This window comes from Rummeliibacillus pycnus (assembly GCF_002884495.1).
GTDB lineage: Bacteria > Bacillota > Bacilli > Bacillales_A > Planococcaceae > Rummeliibacillus > Rummeliibacillus pycnus.
The window spans coordinates 3,412,250-3,425,217 of record NZ_KZ614145.1 but is presented as its reverse complement, the minus strand read 5'-3'; the positions used below and the strand labels follow the sequence as shown (position 1 = coordinate 3,425,217).

The 12,968-nt window shown below is 34.8% G+C and carries 10 protein-coding genes; 1 reads left to right on the top strand and 9 read right to left on the bottom strand.

Going from position 1 to position 12,968, the window contains the following annotated elements:
• The first annotated feature begins 151 nt into the window (after positions 1-151).
• Positions 152-568 (top strand): DUF1284 domain-containing protein, encoded by a 417-nt coding sequence (locus CEF14_RS16770; protein ID WP_102693881.1) that lies wholly within the window; start codon positions 152-154, stop codon positions 566-568.
• A gap of 120 nt (positions 569-688) precedes the next feature.
• Here CEF14_RS16770 and thpR read toward each other — a convergent pair whose 3' ends face one another.
• The 9 genes from thpR to CEF14_RS16725 all read right to left on the bottom strand — a co-directional run bounded on the left by thpR (position 689) and on the right by CEF14_RS16725 (position 12,743).
• Positions 689-1,258, bottom strand: a complete 570-nt coding sequence (gene thpR, locus CEF14_RS16765) for an RNA 2',3'-cyclic phosphodiesterase (RefSeq protein WP_102693880.1) — start codon at positions 1,256-1,258, stop codon at positions 689-691.
• 68 nt (positions 1,259-1,326) lie between these two features.
• On the bottom strand, positions 1,327-1,572 hold the full coding sequence (locus CEF14_RS16760) for a hypothetical protein (protein WP_102693879.1): 246 nt from the start codon (positions 1,570-1,572) through the stop codon (positions 1,327-1,329).
• Between the two features lie 236 nt (positions 1,573-1,808).
• Positions 1,809-2,888 (bottom strand): NAD(P)/FAD-dependent oxidoreductase, encoded by a 1,080-nt coding sequence (locus CEF14_RS16755; protein ID WP_102693878.1) that lies wholly within the window; start codon positions 2,886-2,888, stop codon positions 1,809-1,811.
• A 201-nt stretch (positions 2,889-3,089) separates the two neighbouring features.
• The gene (locus CEF14_RS16750) at positions 3,090-3,359 is read right to left on the bottom strand and encodes a hypothetical protein (RefSeq protein ID WP_102693877.1); all 270 of its coding nucleotides are present in this window, start codon (positions 3,357-3,359) and stop codon (positions 3,090-3,092) included.
• Between the two features lie 187 nt (positions 3,360-3,546).
• Positions 3,547-4,224 carry a hypothetical protein gene (locus CEF14_RS16745; RefSeq protein ID WP_102693876.1) on the bottom strand — a complete coding sequence of 226 codons (678 nt, stop codon included), beginning with the start codon at positions 4,222-4,224 and terminating at the stop codon, positions 3,547-3,549.
• Between the two features lie 21 nt (positions 4,225-4,245).
• A complete protein-coding gene (locus tag CEF14_RS16740) occupies positions 4,246-5,127 on the bottom strand; it encodes a DMT family transporter (protein ID WP_102693875.1) in 882 nt (293 codons plus the stop codon).
• A 270-nt stretch (positions 5,128-5,397) separates the two neighbouring features.
• A complete protein-coding gene (locus CEF14_RS16735) occupies positions 5,398-8,520 on the bottom strand; it encodes an efflux RND transporter permease subunit (RefSeq protein WP_102693874.1) in 3,123 nt (1,040 codons plus the stop codon).
• 128 nt (positions 8,521-8,648) lie between these two features.
• Complete coding sequence (locus CEF14_RS16730; RefSeq protein WP_102693873.1) at positions 8,649-11,012, bottom strand: bifunctional YncE family protein/alkaline phosphatase family protein; 2,364 nt, start codon at positions 11,010-11,012, stop codon at positions 8,649-8,651.
• Positions 11,013-11,321: 309 nt separating this feature from the next.
• The gene (locus CEF14_RS16725; RefSeq protein WP_102693872.1) at positions 11,322-12,743 is read right to left on the bottom strand and encodes an alanine/glycine:cation symporter family protein; all 1,422 of its coding nucleotides are present in this window, start codon (positions 12,741-12,743) and stop codon (positions 11,322-11,324) included.
• Positions 12,744-12,968 lie beyond the last annotated feature (225 nt).

The following is a 12,968-nucleotide window of genomic DNA, read 5'->3' as shown; positions in this document are numbered from 1 at the left end:
ATTTGAATAAAAGCTTTTTAGATAGCTCCATTTTCATTCATCCTAAAGGACCTAGCACTTTTTTCTTGTCTTTATGGTATGATTATCATTAAGTTAACTAAATATACAATTTGGTTTACTTATAAGTTTGATGCAACTGGGGGGGAGAACAATGTACCGATTAAGAGGGCATCATATCTTTTGTCTACTAGGCTATCGCGGAATGGGCTATTCAAAAGAATACGTTAAAAATATGACTCACATACATCAATCCTTGAGAAACCATCCTAAGACTTTGGTTCAGCTTGTAAATGGACCTGATCAATTATGTGAAAAGTATCCAAACTCTGGGGAATATCACTGTCAAGATAATGACATTTTTCAAATGGATGCCAAAATTTTAGAAAAAGTTGGATTAGAAATTGGGCAAATTTTAAAATGGGAGGACATTGAATCCCGGATTCAAAAACATGTTATTCCATCTGATATTCAAACAGTCTGTGAAACTTGTTCCTGGCGTTCTTACGGATTTTGTGAAGAAGGGATTCAAAGGATTCTTCAAGGAAAGGGATTAAATGAGGTGAAATAAATCACTTAACTATTGATGATGAAACCATCCTTTTGCTCCGAAAGTTTGGGATGGTTTCTTGGATCTCATACATCTCCTTGCTGTTTACAATCTTATACTTTACCGTAAATCTATAGTGAATCACTCTATTAGGGTAAAGGTTTCAATTGGTTCATATTTAGGTGTTTTCTCTAGGTTTGTTTTATATAACACGATTTTATTGGCTTGAAAAGACAACAGACTTTCTTGAAAGGGATTATACCTTTCTAAAAACTCCATATTAAATTCTTCATCTCCACTCCATTTTCTTGCTATGGTAATATGCGGATGATACGGACGGGTTTCCAAGGTGAATCCAGCTTCCTGACATTTTTCTTGTACAATTGTTTGAAGATGGAATAATGCCCTTTCGTGATTAACCGCACCCCAAAAAATTCGTGGAGATTTCTGATCCCCAAAAATATTAATACCTTGAATTTGCAGCTTAAAGGCTTTTTCATCTTTTATCGCATTACCTACTAAATCAATCACCGAATCTTGTCTTTGTGCATCCATCGATCCGAGAAAAGAAAGGGTGATATGATAATCGCTCATATGTACCCATCGTTTAAACTGAAAAATTGATTTGAGATTCATCATCTCCTCGTGAATACTTTGTTTAATATTTTCCGGTAATTGAACTGCCCAAAAGTAATGTGTGTTGTGTTCCATATTATCCCTCATTTTCACTTTGTGACATAAAGAGCATCGTATTAATACTCAGTTTATAAAAAGTATAGCTACACTTCTTGTATAAATATTACCTTATCATATCCACAATTTTGACAAACCATTAAATGAGGGCAAATCTGATCTTTAGCTGTATTTGAATAGCCATCCCCCATCTTTACAGTCTCTTCATCCTCATAATGACTGTAAGGGTCCATAAAATCAGCTACTTTCCCGTCGTTTTTCAATAGAGTACTACAGTTAGGACAATCTATTTCTACTACTTTTAATGAATTACATACAGGACACATCGCCATGGTATCACTCCTAGTTCTTTCTATTTAAAATCTGTCATTTTAAAACCTTTTTGGCTCTTAGAACGATGGGCTGGCAGATTAAATTACTAAGGACTATTTGCTCCTCACTATTTATACTTTCCTCATTATTATTAAACTAAACTGTCCATTGCTACATTATCTATAGCTCACTCCATAAAAGCAAAATAAAATACCCTTCCGTCATAGAGGACTAAAGGGCATAAGTAAAGCTACTATTAGTTTTTCAAAATTGAAGGAATAATTCCCTTGAGTAACCCGATTTTTTCAAAAGCATCTCCATTTCCGTTTAAAAAAGCATATGCACCTAATGGTTTATTGGAACGATGGATTACTTTAACGATTTTATCCAATATACTTGGATTTAATTTGTAAGCTAAGTTTGCTAGACGTGTTTCACCAGCAAGTTTCTTTCCTAATACGTCATTAATTTTAGACTTATATTGATCAACTTCATTTTTTGCAATACATTCAATGGCAATTTTACCCGAGATGCAAGCATTATCAATACCCCCACCATGCAAAGCCGAGATTAATCCTGCTGCATCTCCTGTCAGTAAAGCATTTCCATATACTAGTTTTTCAGGTTGAACAACTGGACAAATTCCCCCTAGCTTTTTTGTTTTTGTATAAGAGGCTAATCCTTCTTTTTCAATTACCTTTTCTAATTCATCCCATAGATTTTCTTTGGTGTTTTTAAAGAAGATCAATCCAACATTTGCTTCATGATTTGATTTTGGAAATATCCAGTAATAACCCGAATAGTTTTCAATTAGAGCTGCAAAAATTTTTCCATTATACTTACTAAAATCACCTAGTAATGTATATTGAACGGTAAGACCTGATGTCTCTTTATAGAAATGATTAAATCCGTACACTTTAGACGTAATAGATGGAGCTCCAGAACTATCAATTACCCAGTCATACGCTTGAACAAGCTTTTTAAATTTGTCTTTTGAAATGGCTGTATTTTCGTAAATAGTAACACCTAAAGAACGAGCTTCTTCTGCTAATCCAATTTGCCACTCACGTCTGTCAATCATCCAAAGATTTGTTTGATCATCACTAGGAAATACATACTCATGCTTAACCTTAAATTTCATTTCATCTACCTTAAAACGAACTCCAGCTTTTGGCTCTCCTAGCATATTTAATGTGTCAAAAAAACCTTCGGCACATCTAATATGATCACCAATATGATATTGTTCATATAAATCTACACTTAATCCATTCTTGGCACCATCTATCGCTGCCGTTAATCCAGCAGGACCTCCGCCGATAATGGCAATTTTTTGCATTAAAAAGTCCCCCTTAAATTAGTGTCCATTTTAATCTTATCACTAGAAAATCATAAATATTACCATCTTCAACATCTAGTGTCCTAAGTAGAAGGATTGTAAATATAAAGTACAACAGGAAATAATATCATTTTCTCTAAGTAACAAATAAAAAAACCGAAAACAAAAAATTTTTGTTTTCGGTCAAACTTATAAAATTGACTATTTTTGTTGATCGACTACATTTAGGCACCAACAGAAGTTATCCCAAGCAGAATACCAACCGCTGAAAATTTCGGATGAATCATCCCAACGGACATCGAATTTCTTCTGACCGTCTACATCCACTAAATACAAAGAAAGCGTCTCATCTGCCTTTGAAACTGCTAATAACATACCATTTTGAAGTTCTTCTTCAGTAAATGGAACATCTGAAACTGAACGTAGCTGTGCCTGTTCAAATACTTGTTTGTTCATAATTTTGTAATTCATCATAATCCTCCAATAAAACCTTCTATAAATAAATTTAGTTTCTACATTATCTAAAAAAATATAGGACTCTAAAAGTATATCCTAAATTCATTCTGCAATTAAGCAAAAAAAAAATTAAATTGGTACTTTTCAATTGAACGGAGCATATTTTTCGATTATTTGTTATAACTAAAACATATTTTTACATTTAGAGTTTATAGTTTTTAAAAATTTTACGTGGCGTGGGTTCATTCGGTACATAGCATTCTCTGTCATGATATGGCAATTCAATCTCTTCCCAATCAAAATCATCTTCAACACATTTAATGAATAATTCATATCCTTCTCCATCTGCTGAAGATGAAACAATTCTTTTTTCTCCATTCTTTAATGCAATATCAATTGCTTCTCTAAGTTCGACTAAAGCAATTCGGTTTCCAATCATATACGCTTCATCATGCCAGTATCGCTGACCATACAGATGACATAAAGGAGTAGGTTCATTTTCTTCATAAAATCTACTGTTATATTCATGAGTTAGTTTTGCAAGTACTTCTTCAGGATGATGTACATCTAAATAGACATCCATGAATTCTTCCCCATAGTCCTGGCTTTTTCCCGAGAACTGTGCAATAAAATCCTTGTACAATTCATTATTTTCTACAAATATATATCTATCTGTTTTATCTTTTGGGTCGTTCACAAAATAATAACTGTGAATTATTTTTCCTCCTCTTTCATAAATAAAATGATAAAGGATATCTCCCATTTTCTTGCTTTCAATCAATTTAAAATGATATTTATTTTCTTTACTTGGCTTTAGTCTTCCATTTATAAACGGTGTTTTTGGGATATATATAGCTGTAAAAAGTTTTTCATTCGCCAACATAATCACCTCTGTATCTAGTTATACACTTTTCTCTGGTTGCTTTTGGTGTTTATAAGTGGGCTTTACTTCAGCAACAATAACCGCCACTAAAATAAGTATGCCACCAATGATCATACGAACCGTTAATATTTCATCTAACATAATCACAGAGAAGATTGTTCCAAAAAGCGCCTCTGTTGATAAAATAAGTGCTGATTTTGTTGGATCTGCATACTGCATCCCGATATTTTGACAAACGTATGCAACGGTCGTGCATAATATGCCTAAATATAAAATAACGGAAATACCCTCTGTCGATACAACTGTTGGTACCTCTCCCAATAAAATTACCGCCATAATACTTAATACCGAAGCCGTAAAAAATTGAACAATTGTTAATGCTAGTGCATCTTCTGTTTTTACAAACATATTTGTATAAAAAATATCAAAAGCAAATCCTACTGCGCTCACAAGGGAAAGGAAATCTCCAATATTAATAGCCATAGAACCTTGCAAAGATAGAAAGCCAATCCCTAAAATAGCTAACATGGCTGCTACCATTTCAAAACCGTCAAATCTTCTTTTATAGATGATATAGGCAATAACAGGTACGATCATTACATTAACGGCTGTTAAAAATGCATTTTTTGAAGGTGTCGTATAATCAAGTCCAATAGTCTGCACAGTAAAAGCAATAAAAAGAATTACTCCAAGTACCGTTCCTTTCCATAAGACTGACTTACTAATAAGTTTTAATTTTTTATGGAAGATCAAACATAATAAAACCGTTGCAACAATAAAACGACCAGCCATTACCTGAAAAACAGTGAGATGTTCTAACCCCAATTTCATCCCAATATAACCACTTCCCCAAATAATAGCAGTTATGAATAAAAGTATTTCACCTATGTATGTTTTCATAATAGCCCTTCTTTCTATCTAATTGGTGTAACATATAAGACTAGTTTTATCCTGTCGATAAAAAATTGTTATACTTTTCGGATCATATTTAGATAAATAAAAACTCTCACCTTTAAAAATATACCTGAATTAATAGCATAAATATACTATTAGAAAGAAGATTAAAAAAAACGAATCCTGATTAGAGGATTCGTTCTTTAGATCATGGTGTTAGAGCTCGAGTTACAAAACTCCAACCTAATTGCTAGAAATATCAGCAAAGACTATCGATTAAGCGGCTACTTGTTTTTCGTTCGTATCTTTGGTTTTAGTTCCTTTTTTACTCAGCCATTCATAGACAATTGGAATAACCAGAAGGCAGATAACAGTTGAAGTGGTCATACCACCAATTACGACAATGCTAAGTGTTTGAGAAACAACTGTATTGCCATTATTTGAAAATGCTAATGGAAGTAGTGTTAAGATAGTTGTTCCTGCAGTTATTAATACAGGTCTAACCCTTGTTGCTGTTCCAAGTAAAATTGCTTGTCTAGTTTCCATTCCTTCTGCAAGATTTCTTTCAATTTTATCGACGAGGACAATTCCGTTTGTTACCACGATTCCAGTGAGCATTAACAACCCAATCAATGCTGCCAAATTCCATTCGATTTGAAAAATCGTCATACTCCACACCGAACCAATCATCGCCATTGGAATGCAAAGCAATACAGCAATTGGTGCTTGCCAACCACGAAATACGGCACTGATAATCATGAGCACAAGAAGAAGGGATAAGGCTAATGCAAGGCTCATTTCCATTATCATTTGTTTGACTTGTTGAGAGATCCCTCCAATCGAATATTCAACACCCGAAGGTAAATTCAGACTTTCCATTGTATCTTTCACTTGCTTAGTTACGTTTCCGATGTCTCTTGTAATAATATTTCCTGTTATAGCGGAAAATGGTCGACCATCCCGTTCACTAATCATGGTTTGAGAACTTGTCTGTAAGGTAGCTATTTCTGCTAAAGATACTTTTGAGCCATCCTTAGCGATAAATGTTTCATTGCCAATTTTGGATAAAATGGTCTTTTCAGGTTGTGGATCTGTACCAATGAGAAGTTCCTGTTTATCTATCCGAAGCTCTATAGGAGTTATATTGTCTACGGTGGTTAGATCCATTCTTATCTTTTGCGGCAAATAGCTGTTTATTCTATTGATAACTTCATTTATATGAATACCTAATCTCTGGATTTTTTCAATATTTAGTGAAAGATAGTGTTTGATTGGTGTATCAGCGTCATTGGCTGTGCCTTCGATACTTAGCCCAGGTATCATTTGAAGTTTACTTCTAACTAAAATGGAAGCAGCTTCAAGTTTGCGTTGATCTGTCCCTGAGAGAATGACTTTTAACCTAGAATCATCTCCTGAAATATTTTGATTGGATACCGTGTAAACAGCTGTTGTTGATAACACCCCCAGCTGATTACGTAACTTTTCCACAAATAGATCAATATCAGTTGTATCTTTGACCACAACTGAGATATTTGCAATATTTTGTTTCTGTATCCATCCTCCCCCTTCATCAAAAACATCGTCAAACATCGGTGTAAACGAAGAACCTAGTGTAGAAGAATAGGTTTTCACCTCTGGAATGTTCTTTAAAATGGTTTCAATATTTCTCACTTCAGCATCTACATCTGAAAGTAGGGCTTGCTCAGGTAGTTCAACCTGAATTGCTACATCTTTTATATTTCCATTTGGAAAAAAGTTTAACGGAATAAAGAAAGCTCTGATAATTGTAATTCCAACCAGGAACACAGCGAGCATAGCAATCATTTTTTTTCTCAAAAATACTCTTTGGAGAACGTCTTGAGCTTTCTTCTCCAATTCAACTGACTTGGAAAGGGTCTTTTTTTTCAAAAGGCTATAGGCCAATGTAGGTACAATCAAGATAGAAACTGCAAGTGAAGTCACAAGTGCAATTACAACGGACCAGGCGAATCCAGAAAAAGCCGAGCTAATCATGCCACCAATGAGTGAAATAGGTAGAAATACAGCTACGGTGGTTGCAGTAGAAGAAGAGATAGCTGGAATCATCTCGACGACCCCTACCGCTAACTGGCGTTTGGTAACTTGGCCGCCTGTTTCGTTCTTAAGCTTACGATATATATTGTCAATAACCACAATGGAATCATCAACTACACGCCCCATCGCCACTATTAAACCAGAAATAGTTAAGATATTTAAACTAACATCCATAACATGAAGTATTGCAGTTGTAGCAAGAAGACAAATTAGCAAAGACAAGGCGATGATAATAGTAGAGCGAACATTCTTGAAAAATAAAAATACACATACAATTGAAAAGATAACTCCAAGTAAACCTTCCTTTATTAATCCTTGTAATGCAGAATTAATTTCATTTCCTTGATCTAATAACACTGAAAAATCAATAGCCCCAGATTTTATTTCTGGATTGATCTTGATTCTTTCATTTATTCTTTCGGTTACATCAGTAACGTTTGCTGAAGGGGTTTTTAAAATATCAAGAATAACACTTGGCTGCCCTCCAGTTCTAGAAATAGTTTTTAAGTCGATAATATTTTGGTCGATTTTTGCAACCTCTTGTAAACTTATAGAGCCACCATTTTTAGTTGGTATTTTTACATTTCTCAGGTAAGAGGTTGTGACTGGCCAATCTTTCACTCGGAATGGAATCGTTATTTTCCCCTCTAATCCACCTGTTGCTTGGATTGTTCCCTGCGATAAAGCTGGTTGAATAGATGAGAGTGCATTTTGGACATCTTTTATCGTTAAATCATATTTGTTTAGTAACTCCTCATTTAATGTCAATATGAATCCATCTTTTCCTGCCCCAGTTACGCGAACTTCCCTAACACCCGGTATATGTTTAATTTCGCTGGCTACTTTTTCTTGAAGTGAGGTACGCAATTGATTTTCATTTATTTCATCAGAACCGCTCTTCAAACTTATTCGCATGACTGGAAACGAGTTTGTACTGACACGGGTGATTTGAGGTGTTTTTACACCATCAGGCCATTTCACCTTTTCAATCACGGACCTGACATCGTTTTCTGCTTTCTCCATATTTGTATGACTAGGAAAGTAAAGACTCGCCATCAAACCTCCATCAAATGAGTTAGACTCCATATAGTCTAGCCTATTCACTGTTCCGACAGCTTCTTCTACTTTAGAAGTAATGATTTGCTTAACCTGATCTGCTTGGTATTGATCTGCTTGAATAGTTACAATTAGTGCCGTATTGTTAATAGGCGGTAAATAGTCACGTTGCATCTGGAATGCTGACATTGCACCCCATGCTAAAATGAGAACAACAACCGTAAGAATGAGTACCGATCGTTTCATGATTCCCTCAATCAATCGAATCATCTAAGAAAACCTTCCTTAAATTAAGATGTGTTGTAAAAGAAAGAGTGTGGTCAAAAGTGTCCGACCACACTAAAATATTGGTTATAACTATTTTCAAAGATAAAATTTACGATAATGGATCCTTTTTATTATTTATTTGAACTTTTATCGCCAGGATAAGGTTTATCTCCTTTTGTTGCTTTCCAAAGAATTTTGTTTAGTTTATCTGGATTAGCATGATCCACTCCTGAGAAATCCAGTGATGCAGATTCCGCTGCCATTGGTGCATTTGCTCCGTTTTTTTGGTCAAGTGGATAAGTTGGTTGTTCTACTTCAAATGATTTAAAATTAGGTTTATTGGTAAAAGTATTAATCATTGGGACAGCAGAAGCATCATACTGTGTCATTGGCTTCATTCCCAAAATCATTTCCATCGTACGGAGCATAGACGTTGTATCATAAAGTGTACTGTCCACATTTCCTGTTTGTGTATATGGGCTGATCACAAGTGAGGTTGTACGATGAGCATCAACAGAATCCCATCCATTTTGAGCGTCATCTTCCGTCACAAAAATAGCTGTGTCTTTCCAATATGGCGAATGACTTACCATCTCGACCAATTTTCCAAGTGCATAATCATTTTGAGCAACCATTGCCTGAGGAGTTAGTTCTCCTTTTTTTGTTCCAAGAGTATGGTCGTTAGGCAGACGTACAATTTGCAGTTGAGGAAGATTCCCATTCTTTACATATTGCTTATATTCTTCTGCCCAAGCGTCAAAACGAGTAAGATCTGAAATTTTGAGGTTATAGGATGGATAATCAGGATCAAAATTATTACCCAAGCTCGCTTCAGAAGCTACATATTTCCCAGTTTTTTGATCATATTCTGTAAATTCTCCATAACTTCTAAAGGACACACCTGAACGAGCTGCGTTTGTCCATAAAAATCCTGCTTTTGGGTAGGCTGCTTCATTTCCTCCTTCGAAGTCATAACTACGGTTTCTACCTGAGTAGTTTGCAAACCAGTTTTTCTCTACATAATCGTTGGCTTGAGCCGCTGTGGACCAGTTATGACCTTGTGCGCTGATTTCAGCGTTTGCGTAAAAATTGTCCAATAAGACGAATTGATCTGCAAGTTTGTGAATATTTGGCGTAATTTTTTTACCAAAAATCGTTAAGGTAGAATCCCCATTTCCTTTTTCCATATCACCAAATACTTGATCATACGTACGATTTTCCTTAATTACGTATATGACATGTTTAATAGGTGACTCTTGTCCTTCAAAGCGAGGAATTGGAAATTTTTCACTTGCACTGAATCCAGTTGGTTTATAAATTTCATTATTCTTTTCAACTTTTTTCGTATATTTTTTTAGTTCCTGATCATCAGGTACATCGATAAAAGACATGGTTCCTTTAATCATACTGCCAATATACTGACCTTCTCGATTTGAACCAGCTCCTAATCCTTTTCCATTTAGCACCATTAATTTGTCATTCTCTAAATAGATTCCGCTTGGATACCAAGCAGTTGGAATTAAACCTTTTACACTGCCTGCATTCAAGTCAATGACTGCCACATCATTATTTCCTCCATTAGCCACGTATAACGTTTTTCCATCTTTGCTTAATGAAAGGGCATTTGGTTGACTTCCTGTAAGGCCCTTATTATCTGGAGTTACAGAAATTGTTTTGATTTCTCTTTGTAGCTTTGTATCTACCAATGAAATAGAATCACTATCGGAATTGGATACGTACATCATATTTCTTTCAGGGTCTTCAATGATAGCATTCGGGTGAAGACCTACAGGAATCGTTTTTTTGATTGTTAAAGTATTAGGATCAATGATGCTAACGCTACTTTCACCCCAGTTGCTGACATATAGAGAACTTCCATCATGACTCATAACAGCAGCGTAGGGATGCTTACCTACAGGGGTTGTTTTCACTATTTGATTGGAGGTAAGGTCAATCTTTGAAATGGAGTGGTTTAAATTATTCGCAACAAAGAGGAACTTTCCATCCTGTGAAATTGAAATTCCAGCAGGGTAGAAGTTTGTATTGTTTTCATTTGTAAGTTTAATAGAAGACTGTTCAGTTAACTTTCCATTCTCAAACTCATAAACCCGAATCTTATTGTTACCCCCTGCTGATGCAAATACTTTTTTTCCATCTGGTGAGAAAACAACTCCATAATAGAGGGCTTCTGGAGATTTGTAAGGAACCGTTTGGACAACTTGTTGACTTTTTATATCAACAACTTGTAAAGATTGCTCACCTTGTCCATCATTTGAAACAATTAGATAACGATGGTCCGGACTTATTGCGCCACCCATTGGGAAATCCCCGAGTGTTATTTGCTCACCAGAAGGTGTTACTGTCCAACCATGAGGCGTTACAGCTGTTCCATCTTCTTTTGGTCCAACAAAATTTGTGTATGCTGCATAGCCGGTTGTCGATCCAAGAATAACTGTTGCAAGGGAAACTGCTACTAGAACATTCTTTCGTTTCATTAATACCCCACCTTTTTTCGTAGTATAATTTCACAATTAAGGTTACTCTTCCAATGTAAATAGAGAATTAATGGTTAGTTAATTTAAAATAAACAATATTGTAAAAAAAAGAAATTTTTTATATAAGATAAGCAGCTTTTAAAATGAATTAATATCATAATTGTTGAAAATAACCTTTGTATATAGATGTTAATAGGATAAGTTTTTTGAAAATCCCCTGTAGTCTTGGAGAAATCTGATGTGTTGTTTTATAAATTAATATAAAAAAAACGAATCCCAACTAGAGGATTCGTTCTTTTCATATATAGTTTAACGATCTTCTTCTTCGTAGCCCCAACAATTTACATCGCCAATATTTGGTACGTCCTTCTTGTAGAATACTGGGTCTTTCCCTTTTTTACGTTGAGTTAAGTAATCGTTAATAACTGGTTTTGCTACTTTCCAAAGCATCAGAATAGCAAGCAAGTTTATGATCGCCATAATAGCCATAAATAGATCCGCTAAATCCCATACAACTTGAACTTTTGCTACGGAACCAAACATTACAAAAGCTACTACAAAAATACGGAATATTAGTAAGCTAGTTTTTGACTTTTTAATAAAACCAATATTTGTTTCACCATAGTAGTAGTTACCAATAACCGTACTAAATGCAAACAAAAATACGGCTACTGCTAAAAAGATTCCTGCCCAATCACCTAGATTTCCAACCAATGAAGCTTGTGTTAAATTTACTGAAGCTGCATTCGATTTAAGATATGCATCACTTAGTAATACGATTGCTGCAGTTGAAGTACAAACTAGTATTGTATCAATAAATACACCTAATGTTTGAATTAAACCTTGCTTTACAGGGTGAGTAACTGATGCTGTTGCTGCTGCATTCGGGGCAGAACCCATACCCGCTTCGTTGGAGAATAAACCACGTTTAACCCCATTCATGATTGCTGCTCCTAGCATTCCTGCAAATGCTTCTTTTAATCCAAAAGCAGATTTAATAATAAGAACTAACACTTTTGGAAGTTCTGTAATATTTAAAACCACAACAAGGAGTGCAATGAATATATAAGCAATCGCCATAACCGGAACAATTATTTGAGTGACACTTACAATACGTTTTAATCCACCAAAGACAATAATTCCTGTTAAAACAGCTAATATTATACCAACAACGACGCGATCTGTACCAAAGCTTTCTTTAAAAGCAATTGTAATGGTGTTTGCTTGTACCGCATTAAAAACAAAACCATATGTTAACGTAATAACAATTGCAAACAGAACACCCATCCATCGTTTTTTTAAACCCTTTTCCATATAATAGGCAGGGCCACCACGATACATTCCAGTACTTTGATCTTTAACTTTATAAACCTGTGCTAATGTACTTTCAATTAGTGCAGATGCTCCACCAATTAATGCAACTATCCACATCCAAAATACAGCACCTGGCCCACCTAGTGCAATTGCTGTTGCAACCCCTGCAATATTACCAGTACCAATACGAGATGCAGCAGACACTGTAAAGGCTTGGAATGAGGATATTCCTTTTCTTCCTGATTTATCTTTTGGGGCTTTTTCTGTAAGAAGTTTAAACATTTCAGGAATCAATCGAAATTGAATAAACTTTGTTTTAATGCTAAAGAAAAGACCTGCTCCTATTAACAATATAATTAATACATACGAATACAAAATTGTATTTACTTCGCTTAGTATATTATCAAACCAAGACATAATTCCCCTCCTAAATTAATTTTTACTAATTATCTCTACCTAAAGTAAATTTAGAGTAATTCACCCCAGTAAAAAATTAGGCATGATAAATAAAATAAAAGAGCCTTTTGCAACCTTCTATTTTCTACTTGAACAATTATAGCATTATAACTAAGACATTAAATATTGTTAGAAAACTCGTTCAAAATACAATATTATAAAAGTTTTTATCTTTTTTATTATTCT